This window comes from Gordonibacter massiliensis (ex Traore et al. 2017), from assembly GCF_019731765.1.
Taxonomy (GTDB): domain Bacteria; phylum Actinomycetota; class Coriobacteriia; order Coriobacteriales; family Eggerthellaceae; genus Gordonibacter; species Gordonibacter massiliensis.
Genome location: NZ_JAASIO010000008.1, coordinates 16884 through 35556, shown reverse-complemented (window position 1 = coordinate 35556; position 18673 = coordinate 16884). Strand labels below are relative to the sequence as shown.

Here is an 18673-nt window from a genome sequence, read left to right as displayed (position 1 = left end):
CACAGCCCTACAAAGATCGACGAAGTGGCACGTTCCTTGGCGCGGTCCTGGTCACAACCGTTTGGGGCCCAGCGTGCGCGCGTCGCCGTCTCGGCGTGTGACGCCCTGGGCGTCGAAGTGCTCCAGCAGGGGTATGGCGTACTTGCGCGTCGTTCCCATGGCGTCGCGCAGTTCGGCCGCCGTGGCGCCTTCCTTCGCGCGCAGCAGTTTCACGGCCGCCTGCTCCAGCGTCTCGTAGGCTGCCGCATCGAACGCGAAATCGCCGCTCACGCGCCGAATGCGCCCGGCCTTCTCGAGCGCGCCGAGCGCGCGGTGGGCCACCGAGGAGTCGACGCCCGTCTGCGCGACGAGCTCGGGGACGCTCGGCGGCGCGGAGCCGGCTGCGGCCAGTGCCTCGGCCAGTGCCTCGGCCGCCTGCTCCTCCATCTTGCGAGCGCCCCCGCCGGCACGGGGGTGGCCGATCAGGCCGCCGTCGACCACCGCGCGCCCGTCCGCGCGGGCGCGGTCGACCAGCGCGTCGACGCACGCGTCCGAAAGCGCGCCGGGCAGACGGGCGGCGAGCGCCTTCTTCGACACGCCCGTGGCCGCCGGCTGCTCGGCATGGAAGCGCACGAGCGCGTTCTCCAGCGCCGCGTCGAGCTTCTGCAGCACGGCGCGTTCGGCGAAGTGGCTCCCGGCGCCCGTGCCCAGGCGCTCGAGCCCGCCCCCCGCGCACCGCTCCTCGAGCCGCCGGACGGCGGAGGATGCCGGTATGCCGGCCGCGCCCGCGAGCTCGTCGGCCGTGACGGGACGTCCGGCCAGCGCGAGCGCGGCGTCGCAGGCCGCGTCCTCGTCGCCGGCGCGCAGCGCGTCGAGCAGCGCCTCCTCGCCGGGTTTCAGGTTCGTGCGCCGGCGCGGGTGCGCGTGCAGCACCTGGCCGCCGCCCATCACCCGCACGGGGGTCATGAAGCGCACGACGAAGCGGTCGCCCCCGCAAACGGGCAACGGCTCGTCCAACCTGATCTGCGCATACGAGCTCTCGCGCGGCGCGAGCTCCTGGCGGCCGTCCATGAACAGCACGCGCCCCGCCACCTCGGCGGTGCCGTGGGCCACGCGCACGCGCGTGCCGGTGGCCAACGCCCCGGGCACGCCTTCGGCGCCCAGGTACGCCAGGCGCGCGTCGAAGCGGTCCGTGGGCTCAACCGCGCCGGGCGTTGCCACCCATCTTCCGGGGCGCACGTCGTCGGTTCCCACGGCGCCCAGGTTGAGGGCCACGCGGTTGCCCGCGTCGGCGCGCTCGACCGCGTGGCCGTGGATCTGCGCGGAGCGCACGCGCGTCCGCGTTCCCTCGGGCAGTATCTCCAGCTCGTCGCCGGCCGACACCGACCCGCTCCACAGCGTGCCCGTGACCACGGTCCCGGACCCTTTGATGGTGAACACGCGGTCCACGGGCAGGCGGGCGGCCGACCCCTCCTTCGTCCGGGCGAGCCCGCGGGCGGCTTCGGCGAGCGCGGCGCGCAGGTCGTCCAGGCCCGCGCCCGTGCGCGCCGACACGCCCACGACGGGAGCGTCGGCGTAGGGGGTGCCGGCCAGGCGCTCCCGAACCTCGTCGGCCATGAACGCCGCCCAGTCTTCGTCCACCAAGTCGGTCTTGGTGAGCGCCACCACGCAGCGGTCGATGCCCAAAAGCTCCAGCACCGCCAGGTGCTCCACGGTCTGAGGCATGACGCCGTCGTCGGCTGCGATGCACAGAAGCGCCAGGTCGATGCCCGTGGAACCGGCTATCATCTGCCGCACGAACCGCTCGTGGCCCGGCACGTCCACCACGCCCATGGAGGAGCCGTCCGGCAAGTCGAGCTGCGCGAAGCCCAGCTCGATGGTGATGCCGCGGCGCTTCTCCTCCTCCAGGCGGTCGGGGTCGGTGCCGGTGAGCGCCTGCACGAGCGACGACTTGCCGTGGTCGATGTGCCCCGCCGTGCCCAGCACGACGTGACGCTCGGGCGCGCCTGCGGCCCCCGTCATGCCCCCACCTCGGCGAAGTACTCGGCGAGCCCCGCCGCGATCTCGTCCATCTCGTCCTCGCCGAGCACCGTGCGCGCGTCCAGCAGCAGCGCGTCCTTCTTCAGGCGCCCCACCACGGGCACGGCGCGCTCGCTCACGAGGTGCCGCTCGCAGCCCAGCGCGTCGCCGCGCGAAAACGCCACGCGCACGCAGAACGTGGGGATGTCGCACATGGGCAGCGCCCCGCCGCCGGCACGGGCCACCTCCTCCACCACGTCGAGCTTCGCGCATCCGGCCGGCAGCGCGGCCGCCACCGTGTCGCGCAGCTTCTCCGCGCGCACGCGTACGTCCTCGGCCGGTTCGGCCAGCATGCGCAGCGTGGGTATCTCGGCCAGCGCGCGCTCGGGCTCCAGGTACAGGCGCAGCGTGGCCTCGAGCGCCGCGAGCGTCATCTTGTCCAGGCGCAGCGCGCGGGCGAGCGGGTTGGCCTTCAGGCGGTCGATGTGGCGCTTCGCGCCCACGACGATGCCGGCCTGCGGGCCGCCCAGCAGCTTGTCGCCGGAGAACGACACCAGGTCGCAGCCCGCGCGCAGCGACTCGGCCACGGCCGGCTCGGCGTAGGCGCCGAAGGCGTCCAGGCGCATGAGCGCGCCCGATCCCTGGTCCTCGTACACGAGCACGTCGGGGGCCCCGGCCGGCGTGCCGGCCGCCTTGCGCCGGGCGTTCTCGGCGTCGGCCAGCGCGCGCAGCTCGCGCACGCCCACGCTCTCCGTGAAGCCGATGAGCCGGTAGTTGGACGGGTGCACCTTCAGCAGCATGGCCGTATCGAGCCCCAGGGCGCGCTCGTAGTCGGCCTCGTGCGTCTTGTTCGTCGTGCCCACCTCCACCATGGCGGCCCTCGAGAGCGCCATGATGTCGGGGATGCGGAACGAGCCGCCTATCTCCACCAACTCGCCGCGCGACACCACGGCCTCGTGCCCGCCCGCGAACTCGGAGAGCACCATCATGACGGCAGCGGCGTTGTTGTTCACGGCGATGGCGGCCTCGGCGCCGGTGAGCGCGCATATCAGGCGCTCGCAGTGGGTGTGGCGGCTGCCGCGCGCCATGCGGTCCGTGTCGTATTCCAGCGTGGAGTAGCCGCCCGCCACGTCGAGCGCCGCCTTCACGGCGGTGGGGGCGAGCGGGCTGCGCCCGAGGTTCGTGTGCACGATCACGCCGCTCGCGTTCACCACGCGCCGCAGCGACGGGCGCGTGAGCGCGAGCGCCCGCACGGCGGCGTCCTCGGCCACGCGCGCCTCCGACACGTCGCAGAGCTCGCCGTCCAGGATGCGCCTGCGCAGCGCATCCACCGCGTTGCGCACCGCCTCCACCACGAAGGGTCGGGGGAGGTCGGCCAGGAGCGCCTCGACGCGCGGTGCGCGCAGCACCTCCTCGACTTGCGGGAGGGAACGGAGCAGTTCTCGGGACGCTTCGGTGGGCATGGGCGGGGCCTTTCTCATGATCGTCGATTGCGAGCCATTATACCAAGCCGCGATAGACCGGATGCCGGAAAGACGCTACTATGGCGCTATGAGAATCCTCAACGTCACCGCGCAGAAACCCGACAGCACCGGCAGCGGCGTGTACCTGGCCGAAACGGTGCGCTGCCAGGTGGCCGCCGGGCACGAGGCCGCCGTCGTGTGCGGCGTCGGACCGCGCGACGAGCCGGTCCTGCCGCCGGGCGTGCTCGTGCGCCCCGTGCGCTTCGAGACGGACGAGCTGCCCTTTCCGGTGGTCGGCATGTCCGACGAGATGCCGTACCGCTCCACGCGCTACCGCGACCTGACGCCGGACATGACGGCGCGCTTCGACGCGGCGTTCTCGGCGGCGCTGGCCGAGGCGGATGCCGCCTTCCGGCCCGACGCGGTCGTCTGCCACCACCTGTACCTGCTGGCCGCCGTCGCGCGCGAGCGCCTGCCGCACCGTGCCCTAGGGGCCGTGTCCCACTCCACCGACCTGCGGCAGATGGCCTCGCACGACCTCGCGCGCGAGCGCATCGTGGCGGGCGTGCGCGGCCTGGACGCCGTGTTCGCGCTGCACGGCGAGCAGAAGCGCCAGATCGAGCGCGCCTACGGCGTTGACCCGGCGCGCATCCACGTGATCGGCACGGGCTACAACAAAGACGTGTTCTCGCGGGCGCCCGAGGCGCGCCCGGCCGCTTCGGCGGGGGCGCGCCCGCGCGCGGCCGAGCTCGCGTACGCGGGCAAGATCGCGGACAAGAAGGGCGTGGCGAGCCTGCTTGCGGCCATCGACCAGGTGGACGCGGGCCCGGCGGGGCTGCGGTTGCGCCTGGCCGGCGGCGCGGGCGCGGCGGACGAGTACGAGCGCATCCGCGCGCGGGCCCGCGCGTGCGAACACCCGGTGGAGTTCCTGGGCAAGCTCGCGCAAGGCGAGCTGGCGCGGGCCTTGCGCCGCGCCGACGTGTTCGTGCTGCCGTCGTTTTACGAGGGCCTGCCGCTCGTGGTGGTGGAGGCGCTGGCCTGCGGCTGCACGGTGGTTGTCACCGACCTGCCCGGCATCCGCCCGTGGCTCGCCGAGCGCATCCCCCAAGCGCCCATCGTGTACGTGGAGCCGCCGCGCATGCTCGGCGTCGACGAGCCGGATCCGGCGGCGCTGCCCGCGTTCGAGCGCCGGCTCGCCCGCGCCGTCGAGGAGACGCTGGCGCTGCCGCCGCGCCCGTGCGACACGAGCGGTCTGGCGTGGGAGCACGTCGCCGACGCGATGGCGAACGTCATGGCCCAGGCGGCTGCGGCGCGCTATAATCTGCATTAACGGCCCCACGATCCCGGTGCGCGCTTCTGCCTCCGTGCGCACCTCTCTTCTGCCCAAAGGGACGTCCGGCCCCTCACCGCGCTTCAAGGGAAGCCGGCGAGCGCGCCTCTGCCACGCGCCCGCCCGTTCTGCACCGCCGTTCCGGGCGGCGCTTCCGCATGCCTGCGAACGGCTTTGCATCGCATGAAACGAGAAGACGAGACGCAGACCCCCTGCGAGGAGGAAGCTATGACCGACTACCGCCAGATGTGGACCGACCTTGACATGGATCTGGACACGCACGACCAGCTATGCGCCGTGCTGCCCGACGCGTTCGGCGACACGTACCTGAGCCAGGACAATCGCCCCGAGAACATGGCTTTCTACGACTTCGTCGTGTCCGAGATACACGGCGTGCGCCCCGCCGAGCTCATCGAACTGCAGAAACAGGGCGGCAAGGTGTTCGGCACGTTCTGCGTGTTCGTGCCCGACGAGGTGGTCATCGCCTGCGGCGGCGCCGTCACGGGACTCTGCGGCGGCTCGCAGTTCTGGGTGCCCGCGGGCGAGAAGGTGCTGCCGAGCGATACGTGCCCGCTGGTCAAGGCGTCGCTGGGTGCGCACTTCGGCAAGACCTGCCCCTACTTCAGCGTGGCCGACGTGTACGTGGGCGAGACGACGTGCGACGCCAAGAAGAAGGCCTACGAGATACTCGGCGCTGACAAGCGCACCTACGTCATGGACATGCCCCAGATGAAGCGGCAGAAGGACGTGGACAAGTGGACGGGCGAGATCGCCGACTTCGCGGCCGAGGTGGAAGGGGTCACGGGACGCGCGCTCACGCCCGAGAACCTGGGCGCGGCCATCAGGCTGGTCAACGAGAAGCGCCGCGCGCTCGCGCGCGTGTTCGAGGCGCGCAAGGCGACGAACTGCATCCCCATCAGCGGCAAGGACGCCCTGCTCATGGTGCAGATCGCGTTCTTCGACGACCCGGCCCGCTGCGCCGAGATGGCCAACAAGCTGGCCGACGAGCTGGAGCAGCGCGTCGCCGACGGCGTGAGCGTGTTCCCGGCGGGCACGAAGCGCATCCTGGTGACGGGCACGCCGCTGGCCATCCCGAACTGGAAGCTGCACCACATCATCGAGACGAGCGGCGCGGCCGTGGTGTGCGAGGAGATGTGTACGGGCACGCGCTACTTCGAGAACCTGGTGGACGAGGGCGCGGATACGCTGGAGAGCCAGTTCCAGGCCCTGAGCGAGCGCTACATGAAGAACAACTGCGCCTGCTTCACGCCCAACCCCGGCCGCGTGGACGACGTCGTGCGCATGGCGCGCGAGTACCACGTGGACGGCGTGATCGACGCGAACCTGAAGTTCTGCACGCTCTACAACGTGGAGAAGCCGAGCCTGGCCGCTGCGCTCGAGGCCGAGGGCATCCCGGTGCTGGCGCTGGAGACGGACTACGCCGACAACGACGCCGAGCAGCTGCGCACGCGCGTGGGCGCGTTCGTGGAAATGCTGGGGGAGTAGGCCCGTGGAGCCCGTCGGGGAAGGCCGCGAGGGCTGCGAGGGCGTTGCGCCCGACGCGCTTGCGGGGGCGCCCGGCCCGGCCGGCCGCGAAGGCGGCCCGACGGGGGCGCCTGCGGAAGGGGTGCCGGAGGGGCCCGTGGACTGCTACGTGCTGTTCCGCGGCCACACCGACGGGCTCGCGCTGTTCTCCGCGTTGAAGGACGCCGGCGTGGGCGCGCGCATCGCGCCCACGCCGCGCGCCGCGCGCGCCACCTGCGGCATGAGCCTGCTCGTGTCGTGCGACGACGAGGAGCGCATCCGCGACGTCGCCCGGGAATGCGGCGCCCACGTCGAGGGCGTGGCACGCCTCGCCCGCCAGATACGCCCCGACCGCGACCGCTACTGCTAGGGTGCGCGTTCGTCGGTCGTTCCGAGCGAACTGTTGTCATCCTGAGCGCAGGCCGAAGGCCGTAGTCGAAGGATCTTCGGTAACGGGAGACTCCCTTCGTCGAAGATCCTTCGACTCCGCGCTGCGCGCTCCGCTCAGGATGACAACGGAAGGGACTCGAACGGAAAGCACAACCGCGCGTGTTCGGCAACCGCCCCGTAGGGCAAGGGCTCTGCCCTTGCCGCCGACCTGCGGGAACGCGCCTTGTTGAATGGCAAGGGCAGAGCCCTTGCCCTACGGGCTCCAGCTGTTGAAGAACCGGCGCCGCGAACGAGGACGATGAAAGGAAGACCATGCATTACGTGGGCATCGACGTGGGGTCAACCGCCACGAAGGTCGCCGTGTTGGACGCCGACGGCGCGCTTTCGCGCACGTTCCTCTGCCCCACGGGCTTCAGCAGCGTGGAGGCGGCCCGCCGCGTGCGCGCGCTGCTGGACGAGGCGGGCATCGACGTGGGCGACGGCGCGTGCGTGGCCACCGGCTACGGGCGCGTGGCCGTGCCGTACGCCGACAAGGTGGTCACGGAGATCACCTGCCACGGCCGCGGCGCAGCGCGCCTGTTCGGGCGCGACGGCACGGTGGTGGACGTGGGCGGGCAGGACACGAAGGTCATCGTGCTGAAGAGCGGCGCGGTGAAGAAGTTCGTCATGAACGACAAGTGCTCGGCCGGCACCGGGCGCTTCTTGGAGATCATGGCCGATCGCCTGGCGGTCGACCAGGACGAGCTCGCCCGCCTCGCGCGGGCCGGCAGCCCCACCCCCATCTCGAACATGTGCACCGTGTTCGCCGAGTCCGAGGTCATCTCGCTCGTGGGCAAGGGAGAGCCGCGCGAGAACATCGCCAACGGCGTCGTCGAGTCCGTGGTGGCGCGCGTGGCGACGCTCGCGGCGCAGATGCCGGGCGAGGCGTACTTCCTCACCGGCGGTTTGTGCGACAACGGCTACGTGGTGGAGCGCCTGGCCGCGCACCTGGGCAAGCCGGTGGGCACCTGCCCCGAGGCCCGCTTCGCCGGCGCCCTGGGCGCGGCGCTGAGCGCGCTGCCGTGACGCGGCGGGTGTCGCTTCGCTGTCGGTTCTGCGGCATGCGCCGGTGCGCGCGGATGCGGGGCGGGGAACTGGTATGATGCGGAGAGCAAACGGAAAGGCTCGCACATGATCTACTTCGACAACGCGGCCACCACCCGGCACAAGCCGCCCGAGGTGGCCGAGGCCGTGGCCGCGGCCATCGGCTCGTTCGGCGGCGTGGGACGCGGCGTGCACGAGGCATCGCTCGACGCCGGCATGGCCGTGTACGACGCGCGCGACAAGGTAGCCCGGCTTCTGGGCGCGCCCTCGGCGGCGCGCGTGTCGTTCGCGGCGAACGCCACGATGGCGCTCAACATCGCGCTCGCGGGGCTGCTGCCCGCCGGCGGCCGCACCGTGACGACGGCAGCCTCGCACAACTCGGTGCTGCGCCCGCTGTACAAGGCTCGCGACGAGCGGGGCTGCACGGTGGACGTCGCGCCCGTCGGGCCGGACGGGGCGCTCGATTTCGCCGCCTACGAGCGGCTGCTCGAGGGCGGGGTGGACCTCGTGGCGGCCACGCACGCGTCGAACCTCACAGGCGACGTGTACGACGTGGCGCGCATGGCGCGGCTCGCCCACGAGGCGGGGGCGCTTTTCGTGCTCGACGCCGCCCAGACGGCGGGCGCGCTGCCGCTCGATATGGGCGCGCTCGGCGCCGACGTCGTGTGCTTCACCGGGCACAAAAGCCTGTACGGCCCGCAGGGCACGGGCGGCCTGACCGTGGCGGAGGGCGTGGACGTGCCGCCTCTATTGGAGGGCGGTTCCGGCACGCACAGCTTCGACGAGCGGCACCCGCGCTTCATGCCCGAGGCGCTGGAGGCCGGCACGGTGAACGCGCACGGGCTGGCCGGCCTGGCGGCGGGCGTGGCCTACTTGGAGCGCGAGGGCGTGGACAACGTGGCCGCGCGCCTGCGCGCGCTCACGGAGCGCTTCGAGGCCGGCGCGCTCGCCGTACCGGGCGTGCGCGTGCTGGGCGGGCACGGCGGCATCGACCGCTGCGGCATCGTGGCCGTGGACGTGGAAGGGGTTGACTCGGCGCTCGCAGCCGATCGGTTGTCCAACGAGTTCGGCATCTGCACGCGCGCGGGCGCCCACTGCGCCCCGCTCATGCACCGTGCCCTCGGCACGGAGGAGCGCGGCGCCGTGCGCTTCAGCTTCTCCAGCTTCACCACCGAAGACGAGATAGACGAGGGCCTGGCAGCGCTGGCCGCCGTCGCAAGCAAGTAGGCTCCGTAGGGGCGATCTCCTGATCGCCCGTTCCGGCGAAGCCGGAAAAGCGGCCGGGGCTCGCGTTCTCGCGCTTCGCGCGAGCGGGCGCTCAGGAGAGCGCCCCTACGGGGGTTCGTCGATCTTGATGAGCCTCCGCGGGCAACCGGCGAAAGCAGAGCAAACCGCACGACGAAAGGAACCGTACATGAAGATCATCGACGCATTCGGCATGCAGTGCCCCAAACCGCTCGTGCTGGCGAAGAAGGAGATCGACGCGGGCTGCCGCGAGCTGTCCGTGCAGGTGGACAACGAGACGGCCGTGAAGAACCTCACGCGCCTGGGCGGCAAGACCGGTCTGGTCGTGTCCGTGGACGACATCGAGGGCGGTTGGCTCGTCTCGTTCGCCGAAGGCGACGGCGAAGTCCCGGCATCGGTCCCTGCGCCGACGGGCGCTGCCTGCGCGCCGGGCGCGGGCTGCGGCTACGCCGTGTTCGTGGGCAAGGACCACGTGGGGGAGGGCGACGGGGAGCTCGGCTACAACCTCATGAAGATGGCGCTGTACACCCTGTCCGAGTCCGACGACGTGCCGGCGTCGCTGCTGTTCATGAACTCCGGCGTGAAGCTCGTGGCCGGCGGCGAGCAGCAGGTCGTCGACAACGTGAGCGCGCTCGCGGAGAAGGGCACCGAGGTGCTCGTGTGCGGCACGTGCCTGGACTTCTACGGCGTGAAGGACCAGCTGGCCGTGGGCGAGGTTTCCAACATGTACGACATCCTTGGCCGCATGCAGGAGGCGGCCAAGGTCATCACGCTGTAGGAGGGTCGCCCCGTGCCCCGCTTCCTTCTGGCGTTCGAGTCCACCCACGCGGCCATGGCCGCCAACAAGGCGCTCGCCGCCGCGCGCCCCGCCGTGATCCCCACGCCGCGCGCCATCACCGCGAGCTGCGGCATGACGCTGCGCTTCGAGGCCGACGACGAGAGGGCGGCCGCCGCGCTCGCCGCCACCGTCGACGAGGCCCGCGGCCTGGCCGCCCTCTACGCCGACGAGACGGGAGAGTACCGCCTGTTGAAAAAGCTGTAGCGCCGCAGCGGGCGGCTACCCCGCGAAGCGGATTGCGCCCGCCTCGCCGACCTCCACGAGTCCGATGCGCGCAGGCGCACGGCCGGTGCGGGCCTCGAAGGCGCGCTCGAACACGCCCGCCGCCTCGGGCGGCACGGCGGCGAGCAGGCCGCCGGAGGTCTGCGGGTCGCAGATCACGGCCAGGCGGTTGTCGTACTCGTCGTCGTCCAGCGCGCCCTGCTCCACGTATCCTTCGGCCTGGTCCATGATGGTGAACAGGCGGTTCGGCCGGCAGTAGGCGCGCGCGAAGCCCTCCACGCCGTCGAACAGGGGCAGCGCGGCGAAGTCGAGGGACGCGGCGCACCCGCTCGCCTCCAAGAGCTCGTGCAGGTGCCCGGCCAGGCCGAAGCCCGTCACGTCGGTGGCGGCGTGCACGCCGGACTCCGCGAGCGCGGCGGCCCCCGCAGCGTTCAGCTCCATCATCGACTCCACCGCCGGGCGCAGTCCCGCGTCGTCCACGAGGTCGCAGGCGCGCGCGGCCACCATGATGCCGGTTCCCAAAGGCTTCGTCAGGTACAGCGCGTCTCCCGGCAGCGCTCCGGCATTGCGCACGATGCGGTCGGGATGCACGGTGCCGAACACGGCGAGGCCGTACTTCGGCTCGGCGTCGTCGATGGTGTGCCCGCCGGCCACCACCGCGCCCGCCTCGCGCACGGCATCCGCGCCGCCGCGCAGGATGGCTCCGGCCACGTCGGGCCCCAGCGCGCAGTCGAGCGCCAGCAGGTTCAGCGCCACGTGCGGCACGGCCCCCATGGCGAACACGTCGGAAAGTGCGTTGGCGGCCGCCACGCGCCCGAACTCGTACGGGTCGTCCACGATGGGCGTGAAGAAGTCCACGGTGAGCACGGCCGCCGCGTCGTCGGAGAGCTTCCACACGGCCGCGTCGTCGCACGTGCCGAAACCCAGCAGCAGCCGCTCGGACCCCGGCACGGGCTCCTGCCCGTCGCCGGTCGCGGCGAGCGACGCCAGAATGTCGTCGAGGTCTCCCGGACCCCACTTCGCCGCTCAACCGCCCTTCGACGTGAGCTTCGTCAGTTTGATGCGCTCGAGCTCGTCCATGGGGGCTCCTTCTCGTTCATCGTCCGCTTCGCGCCGCGCGCCCGCGCCTTCCGGCGGGGAACCCGCGGCCGGTTCGTTGTCCGCAGCCAGTATAGCAGGACACCGCTTCGACGCGGGCAGGGCGCCTCGCCGCCGGAACCGTGCGGTTACCGTGGACGCCGAGCCGCGCGCCGCCCGGCCGGTTGCCGATCCCTGAGGCGCGCAGGCCGAAACCTCGCGCCCGTCCACCTGGCCGCCCGCCCGACCGCTCGCCGCCTCACAATGTCTTTCACCTGCGAAAACATACCGTTCACGGCAGGGGAAAGCGTATGGAAGGCCTTTCGCCGAAAACCTCACGAAGAGCACGCCCCGCTTGGGGGCGGCTCCTTCCGGGCGCCATGGTACGCTTTTCGCACCGGTCGGCGGAGGGCGCCGAACCGGCGGCCCGCTGCGGGCCGGACCGCGTCGCGAAACGAGCCGTACCCTCAGGCCCTCGGTCGCCTCGTCTCCGCGCACGGTCCCCATGCAGGAACCCTATCAGGCGAGTAGGAAGGAACTGAGGACCATGAACCTGTCACGCAGGGGCTTTTTCAAAGCCGCCGGCGCAGCGTTCGCAACGAGCATGGCATTCGAACTGTCCTCGCAGTCGGAGGCGCTGGCCGTCGAGCCGCACCCCGACTGGAAGCTCGTGAACACGGAGGAGTACACGAACATCTGCTGCTATTGCTCGGGCGGATGCGGCGTGATCTGCTCCACGCGCGATGGCGAGCTCGTGAACATCGAAGGCGACCCCGACCATCCCATCAACGAGGGCGGTCTGTGCCCGAAGGGCGCCACCATGTTCCAGCTGCGCAACGTCGTCGACCCCGACACGCGCGAGATCATCAAGAACACCAACCGCAAGACCAAGCCGATGGTCCGTCGCCCCGGCGCCTCCGCATGGGAGGACATCACCTGGGACGACGCCGTCGCCGAGATCGCGCGCTGGGTGAAGGACACCCGCGACGCCACCTTCGAGACGGTGAAGAACGGCATCACGGTGAACCGCTGCCACGGCATCGCCAGCTTGGGCGGCAGCCAGCAGAACTCCGAGGAGGAGTACCTCATCAACAAGATGATGCGCTCGCTCGGGATCATCGCCATCGACAACCAGGCGCGTGTTTGACACAGCCCCACCGTTGCCGGTCTGGCAGCAACCTTCGGTCGCGGTTCGATGACGAACCACTATTGCGACATGCAGAACGCCGACGTCATCATGACGATCGGCTCCAACAACGTTGAGAACCATCCCGTTTCGTCGAAATGGGTGCAGAAGGCGCTCGACCGCGGCGCCACGTGGATCGTCGTGGACCCGCGCTACACCCGCTCCGCCGAGATGGCCGACATCTACTGCCCCATCCGCTCGGGCACCGACATCGCCTTCTACGGCGGCCTGTTCAACTACATCATCGAGCACGACCTGTGGCAGCACGAGTACGTGCTGAACTACACGAACGCGTCGTACCTGCTCGACGCCCAGTACTCGTTCGACGTGAACGAAGGCATCTTCTCGGGCTTCGACGAGGACACCGCCACCTACGACAACCACACGTGGCACTACCAGGTGGAGTCCACCAAGGAGTGGGACACCTCCGCCGGCGGCGCTTACGCGTGGGCCGCGGCCGAGGGCGTGCCCGCCTTCACGCCGCCTGTGGTGGAGGTGCCGAAGCGCGACATGACGCTTCAGGACCCGATGTGCGTGTTCCAGCAGATGAAGAAGCACTACTCCCGCTACGACCTGGACACCGTGTCCAGCGTGTGCGGCATGGACAAGGAGATCCTGGAGAAGGTGTACGCCACGTACGCCTCCACCGGCGCTCCCGACAAGTCCGGCACCATCCTGTACGCGCTCGGCCAGACGCAGCACACCTACGGCGCGCAGAACTGCCGCTCCATGGGCATCCTGCAGCTTTTGCTGGGCAACGTGGGCGTGGCCGGCGGCGGCGTGAACGCGCTGCGCGGCGAGCCCAACGTGCAGGGCGCCACCGACATGGGCATGCTCGTGGCGAACCAGCCGGGTTACCTGAACTGGCCCACCGAGTACGGCACGCCGTCTCTGCGCGCGTGGTGCGAGAAGGAGACGTACTCCGACGGCTACTACACCAACAAGCCGAAGTTCGTCGTGTCCGCGCTGAAGGAATGGTTCGGCGACGCGGCCACGGTCGAGAACGACTACGGCTACGACTGGTGGCCGAAGGTGCCGAAGAGCCCCGACTACTCCATCATCGGCTCGTTCGAGCTCATGAGCCAGGGCGTCATCAAGGGTTACTTCAACTGGGGCATGAACCCCTGCCACTCGGCCCCGAATGCGAGCAACGTGCGCCGCGCCATGGCGAACCTCGACTGGCTCGTGGTGGCCGACTGGGTGGAGACGGAGTCGGCCTGTTTCTGGAAGGCCCCCGACATGAACCCGGCCGACGTCGACACCACGGTGTATTTCCTGCCGGCGGCGCTCATCTACGAGAAGCCCGGCATCATCGCGAACTCCGGCCGTTGGCTGCAGTGGCGCAACCAGGCCGTGGAGCCGTGGGACGAGGCCAAGCCCGACTACGAGATCTGCGACGTGCTGTGGACGGCCATCGTCGACCTCTACAAGAAGGAAGGCGGCGTGGCGCCTGAGCCTATTTTGAACACGAAGTGGGACTACTACGTGGACGGCAAGATCGACCCGCGCCCCGTGAACTGGGCCCTCAACGGCTACGTGTACGACGGCACCGAGTGCAACACGACCTCGGCCGCCCCGAAGACCGAGCTGCTCTCCTCGTTCGCGAACCTCAAGGCCGACGGGTCGACGGCCTGCGGCATGTGGATCTACACCGGCTTCTGGGCCAACAACGACGCGCCGCTCGACCCGGCCGAGCAGGCTGCCGGCGGGCGCAACACCGAGGACCCCTCGGGGTTGGGCCTGTATCCGAAGTTCTCGTTCGCCTGGCCGCTCAACCGCCGCATCATCTACAACCGCGCCTCCGCCGACATGGAGGGCAAGCCGTGGAACCCGGACCGCACGCTCGTGGAATGGACGGGCGAGAAGTGGGTGCAGAACGACGTGGGCGACTTCGTGGCCGTGTCCAACGGCACTCCCGTGCCCCCGAACAACAAGGCGTTCATGATGCTCTGGGAGCAGAACGCGCGCCTGGAGAGCTACGGCATGGGCGACGGGCCGCTGCCCGAGCACTACGAGCCCTTCGAGAGCCCGTCCGACAACCAGCTGAACGGCCGCCAGAACTCGCCGTGCGTGCGCTTCGCCGAGTTCGAGTCGGTCAAGCGCGGCGACCGCTCCGAGTTCCCCATCGCGGTGACCACCTACTCGGTCACCGAGCACTGGCAGACCGGCGGCCAGACCCGCACGTGCCCGGCCCTGGTCGAGGCCATGCCCGAGCAGTTCGTGGAGATGTCGCTGGAGCTTGCCGAGGAGAAGGGCATCAAGAACGGCGAGAAGGTCCGCGTGCGCAACAACCGCGGCTCGGTCGAGGTCATGGCCTTGGTCACGCCCCGTTTCAAGCCGTTCACGGTGGACGGCAAGACCGTGCACCAGGTGGGCATGACGCACCACTTCGGCTGGGCGGGCGAGTACGCCACGGGCGACATCGTCAACGACCTGCCGCCGAACGTGGGCGACCCGAACTGCTGGGTGCCCGAGTACAAGGCGTTCCTCGTCGACATCGAGAAGATCTAGGGAGGTGTTGAATGATGAGTGAGAAAGCCATACTGTTCGACACCTCGCGCTGCAGCGCATGCCGCGGCTGCCAGGTGGCCTGCAAATGCTGGAACGACCTGCCCTCGACGCTTGAGAAGAACGGGAACCCCTCCACGGGCTCGTACCAAAGCCCGATGGATCTGAACGCCACCACGCGCCTGCTCATCTCCTTCAACGAGGAGGCGGGCGGCAGCAAGGGCGTGAAGTGGGCCTTCGGCCGCCGTGCGTGCCAGCACTGCACCGACGCCGCGTGCGTGACCGTGTGCCCGGCCGGCGCCATCACCAAGCACGAGGCCACCGGTTTGGTCACGGTGGACGACTCCAAGTGCGTGGGCTGCCAGTACTGCTCCACGGCATGCCCGTTCGACGTGCCCCACTACCAGGAGGGCCTGCGCACGACGGTGAACAAGTGCACGGGCTGCGTCGACCGCATCGAACAGGGCCTCGAGCCGGCCTGCGTCACCACGTGCCAGCCGGACGCGCTTCTGTTCGGCGACCGCGACGAGATGATCGCCATCGCCCACGAGCGCGCCGATTTCCTCAAGGCCAAGGGCTACGAGGACGCGGTGGTCTACGGCGAGGACGAGATGGGCGGCCTGCACGTCATACAGGTGCTCAAGTACGGCGTGGCCGCGCACGGCCAGGTGGAGAACCCGCAGGCCAACCCCGTGGTGGGCCTGACGCAGATCATGAAGCCGATCACCGGCATCGCCACGGGCGTGACCGTGGCCGGCCTCGCCGCCATGTTCGCGCTCGGCATTGGGTACAAGCGCGACAAGCTGGCCTACAACCCGGATACGGAGGACACCCTCTCCGTGACCACCGGCGAGGTGGTCAAGCACGGCGACGGCCAAGACGAGGAGTCGGTGATGGAGCACATCACCGAGAACCTGGGCGGCAAGAAAGGAGGCCGTGATGAGTAAGGGACCAGTCATGGTTTCCGCCGAGGAGACCGCGAAGAACCGCGCGTTCCTCGAACAGATGTCCGCGAGCGGCACGGAGCGCTACATCAAGCGCCACTCCAAGCAGGCCCGCTGGACGCACGGCATCACCATCGTCGCATGCATCCTGCTGTGCATATCGGGGCTGTTCGTGTTCGTGCCGCAGCTTGCGGCGGCGGCCGGCGCCGACACGGTGTTCGTCATCCGCATGTCCCATCGCGTTATCGGCGTCATCTTCGTGCTCGTGCCCTTGATCAGCGCCATCGCGGCGCCCAAGGGCGTGGCCCACATCTTCAAGAACCTGTTCGACCGGTGGGATTCCGACGACAAGAAGTGGATGGCGCTGTTCTTCCCGTACCTGTTCATGGCCAAGTGGATCCACATGCCCGACCAGCGCGAGGTCAAGAGCGGCCAGCGCTTCGCCGACGGCATGCTGTGGTTCGCGGGCGCGCTCATGGGCATCACGGGCGTCATCCTGCTTTTGGGCACGACGCTGTTCGACTTCGGCGCCGGCGTGCACGGCGTGGCGCTGTTCCTGCACGACATCGGCTTCCTGCTGATCGCCGTGTTCGGGTTGGCGCACATCTTCCTGGGCGCGGGCATCTTCCAGCCGTACCGGGGCACGTACAAGCTCATGTTCGGTGACGGCACCGTCTCCGAGTCCGACGCCCTGTACCACTGGGGCCACTGGGCTCGCGAGGAGATCGCCAGCGGCGAGAACGTCGTCGAGAAGAAGGCGTAAGGACGACCGCGGCATCCCGCCCCTCGCAGGGCAGGGTGCCGCCGCGCAGTCCCCGTTTCCGACGGGAGCGGGGACTGCGTCGAGCATCGCGCCGCTCGACGGCGCTGAGCCGCCTCAGCAAGGAACCTGGTTGTCATCCTGAGTGGAGCCGCCGAAGGCGGCGGAGTCGAAGGATATTCTGCGTCGGCAACGACGCCTGGACGCCCGCCGCACGGCCTGCGCTCAGGATGGCAAGCAAACCGAGACACGACAAGGAACCCTATGAACCTGAAAGCAATCGACGCGGCTCTCGCCGCCTACCGCGGCAAGCTCGACGAGGGAGACGCCGCGCGCCTGGAGTTCTTCCGCAAGCTCTGGGACGCCGTGAGCGCGGACGCGGCGCCCGGCGCCGGCTACGACGTTCCGTCCGATGCCGACCTGCGCGCTTGGTACGCGGCGGGCGAGCCCGTGTTCGCGCAAGCGCCGGCCGCGGTGGAGGCCGCCCCGTTCGCGGAGGCCCTCGCGCGCGCGGCCGCCTGCGCGGCCGAGCACGGCGGCTTCGACGAAGGCACGGCCGACGCGCTCGGCCGCACGAAGTGGGATCGCATCGTGGCCGCGAGCCCGCTCGACGAGGCCGGCAAGGATCCGGCGGCCTACCTCGACGCATTGGCGGACCTGCTGGTCGACGACGGCATGGCCGAGGGGCAGGCCCGCACGGCGGCGCTCGTGGCGTCGCTCGCGTTGCGCTCCCAGCTGGAAGCCCCCGCGCGCGCCGTCTCGCGCGCGCTCGACCAGGCCGGCTGCGAGGCGCCGCGTCCGCTCGACTGCCCGGTGTGCGGCGGCGCGCCGGCAGCGGCGCGCGTGGGGGGCGAGAACTCCACGCAGGGGCGCGGCAAGACGCTCTGGTGCGCCCAGTGCGGCACGACGTGGGAGATCGAGCGCGTGCGCTGCGCGCGCTGTGGCACGCAGAACCAGGGGCGCCTGCACTACTTCAACGTGGAGGGCGACGACGCCCACCGCATCGCCACGTGCGACGAGTGCGGCGGCTATATGCGCACCGTGTACGCCGACGACGCGCTCGCGCCGTTCTCGTTCGAGGTCGAAGACGTGGTCATGGCGCGCCTCGACGCCATAGCGGCCGATCCGGCCTTCGCCGGCGGAGCGGGTGCGCCCGCCGAATAGCCCCCGCGCACCCGCCGGCCGAGCGCTAGCATCGAAAGCGGGAAGGCGCCGCGAAAAGGCGCCGTCTCGGAAACCTACGAGGAAAGGAGGCCGCATGGCCGTTATCGAGTACCGGGCATCCGCGCCGCGCACCACGGCCGAGCGGCCCATACGCATATTCCTGAACGACGCGCCCGTGGCGGTGAGCCAGGGCAGCCCTTACGACTTGGCCGAGCTGGCCGTGGGCTACCTGTTGTCCGAGGGGCTCATCGCCGACCGCGAGCGCTTCGTGGAGGTCACGGCCGACCCCGATGAGGCAGCCGTGTACGTGGCCAGCGGGGAGCGCGCCGCGGACGGCTACGTTCCGCTGCATCGCGTGACCTCGGCCGGCTGCGCCCGCTCGGCGCTGCTCTCGGGCGGGGGCGACGTGCCGGCTCCCGCGCGCCTCGAAACGAACGCGCGCTTCGACGCCGACGCGCTGCTGGCCCAGATGGACGAGCTCTGCGAGCGCAGCCCGCGCCGCAACACCGGCGAGTGTGTGCACGGCTGCGGTTTGGGCGACGGCCGCGCGGGCGGGCTCCTGCTCGTGCGCGAGGACATCGGGCGCCACAACGCCATGGACAAGCTCATCGGCCAGGCGTGGCTCGACCGCGTGGGCGTGGGCGACAAGGCGCTGTTCATCACGGGCCGCATCAGCTGCGAGATGGCGCTCAAGGCCCATCGCGCCGGCTGCCCCGTGCTCGTGTCGCGCAAGTCCGCCACCGACGAGGCCGCCCGCCGCGCCGAGGAGCTGGGCGTGACGCTGGTGTCGCACTGCCGCGACGGCCGCCTGCGCGTGCTCTCCTGCCCCGACCGCATAACGGGGTAGGGGCCGGCCGAGGAGCCTTTTCCAGCGGGTCTCGCCGCGCTCCCGGCAACGCTTGCGTGCCGGATCGGCGGCGGGGGCGGGCACGGCTCGCGGG

The 18673-nt window shown here is 70.5% G+C and carries 15 protein-coding genes; 12 read left to right on the top strand and 3 right to left on the bottom strand.

Going from position 1 to position 18673, the window contains the following annotated elements:
- Positions 1–51: 51 nt before the first annotated feature.
- Together selB and selA are read right to left on the bottom strand one after the other, a co-directional pair.
- Positions 52–2001 (bottom strand): selenocysteine-specific translation elongation factor, encoded by a 1950-nt coding sequence (gene selB, locus HCH03_RS09725; RefSeq protein ID WP_221689343.1) that lies wholly within the window; start codon positions 1999–2001, stop codon positions 52–54.
- Positions 1998–3461, bottom strand: a complete 1464-nt coding sequence (gene selA, locus HCH03_RS09720; RefSeq protein ID WP_221689342.1) for an L-seryl-tRNA(Sec) selenium transferase — start codon at positions 3459–3461, stop codon at positions 1998–2000. The genes selB and selA overlap by 4 nt, the downstream gene beginning before the upstream one ends.
- Positions 3462–3549: 88 nt before the next feature.
- On the opposite strand from selA, the gene HCH03_RS09715 reads away from it, so the two are divergent.
- From HCH03_RS09715 to HCH03_RS09685, 7 genes are all read left to right on the top strand, one after another.
- Positions 3550–4791: a glycosyltransferase family 4 protein gene (locus HCH03_RS09715; protein ID WP_221689341.1), complete on the top strand. Its 1242-nt coding sequence runs from the start codon at positions 3550–3552 to the stop codon at positions 4789–4791.
- Positions 4792–5019: 228 nt separating this feature from the next.
- Complete coding sequence (locus tag HCH03_RS09710; protein ID WP_221689340.1) at positions 5020–6297, top strand: double-cubane-cluster-containing anaerobic reductase; 1278 nt, start codon at positions 5020–5022, stop codon at positions 6295–6297.
- 4 nt (positions 6298–6301) lie between these two features.
- A complete protein-coding gene (locus HCH03_RS16815) occupies positions 6302–6685 on the top strand; it encodes a DUF3343 domain-containing protein (RefSeq protein ID WP_368042444.1) in 384 nt (127 codons plus the stop codon).
- Positions 6686–7017: 332 nt separating this feature from the next.
- The gene (locus HCH03_RS09700; RefSeq protein WP_221689339.1) at positions 7018–7770 is read left to right on the top strand and encodes an acyl-CoA dehydratase activase; all 753 of its coding nucleotides are present in this window, start codon (positions 7018–7020) and stop codon (positions 7768–7770) included.
- A 105-nt stretch (positions 7771–7875) separates the two neighbouring features.
- On the top strand, positions 7876–9015 hold the full coding sequence (locus HCH03_RS09695) for an aminotransferase class V-fold PLP-dependent enzyme (RefSeq protein ID WP_221689338.1): 1140 nt from the start codon (positions 7876–7878) through the stop codon (positions 9013–9015).
- A 187-nt stretch (positions 9016–9202) separates the two neighbouring features.
- Positions 9203–9811: a sulfurtransferase-like selenium metabolism protein YedF gene (gene yedF, locus HCH03_RS09690; protein ID WP_221689337.1), complete on the top strand. Its 609-nt coding sequence runs from the start codon at positions 9203–9205 to the stop codon at positions 9809–9811.
- A 12-nt stretch (positions 9812–9823) separates the two neighbouring features.
- Positions 9824–10075, top strand: a complete 252-nt coding sequence (locus HCH03_RS09685) for a putative Se/S carrier-like protein (RefSeq protein WP_221689336.1) — start codon at positions 9824–9826, stop codon at positions 10073–10075.
- A gap of 15 nt (positions 10076–10090) precedes the next feature.
- Here the strand turns inward: HCH03_RS09685 and selD are convergent, their stop codons facing one another.
- Positions 10091–11173: a selenide, water dikinase SelD gene (gene selD / locus HCH03_RS09680; RefSeq protein WP_221689335.1), complete on the bottom strand. Its 1083-nt coding sequence runs from the start codon at positions 11171–11173 to the stop codon at positions 10091–10093.
- A 544-nt stretch (positions 11174–11717) separates the two neighbouring features.
- On the opposite strand from selD, the gene HCH03_RS09675 reads away from it, so the two are divergent.
- The 5 genes from HCH03_RS09675 to HCH03_RS09655 all read left to right on the top strand — a co-directional run bounded on the left by HCH03_RS09675 (position 11718) and on the right by HCH03_RS09655 (position 18579).
- Positions 11718–14867 (top strand): molybdopterin-dependent oxidoreductase, encoded by a 3150-nt coding sequence (locus tag HCH03_RS09675; RefSeq protein WP_147581336.1) that lies wholly within the window; start codon positions 11718–11720, stop codon positions 14865–14867.
- Positions 14868–14878: 11 nt separating this feature from the next.
- Positions 14879–15811 (top strand): 4Fe-4S dicluster domain-containing protein, encoded by a 933-nt coding sequence (locus tag HCH03_RS09670; protein ID WP_246599930.1) that lies wholly within the window; start codon positions 14879–14881, stop codon positions 15809–15811.
- The gene (locus tag HCH03_RS09665) at positions 15804–16571 is read left to right on the top strand and encodes a cytochrome b/b6 domain-containing protein (RefSeq protein WP_080143171.1); all 768 of its coding nucleotides are present in this window, start codon (positions 15804–15806) and stop codon (positions 16569–16571) included. The genes HCH03_RS09670 and HCH03_RS09665 overlap by 8 nt, the downstream gene beginning before the upstream one ends.
- 261 nt (positions 16572–16832) lie before the next feature.
- Complete coding sequence (locus HCH03_RS09660; protein ID WP_221689334.1) at positions 16833–17732, top strand: formate dehydrogenase accessory protein FdhE; 900 nt, start codon at positions 16833–16835, stop codon at positions 17730–17732.
- Between the two features lie 94 nt (positions 17733–17826).
- Positions 17827–18579 (top strand): formate dehydrogenase accessory sulfurtransferase FdhD, encoded by a 753-nt coding sequence (locus tag HCH03_RS09655; RefSeq protein WP_221689333.1) that lies wholly within the window; start codon positions 17827–17829, stop codon positions 18577–18579.
- The last annotated feature ends 94 nt before the right edge of the window (positions 18580–18673 follow it).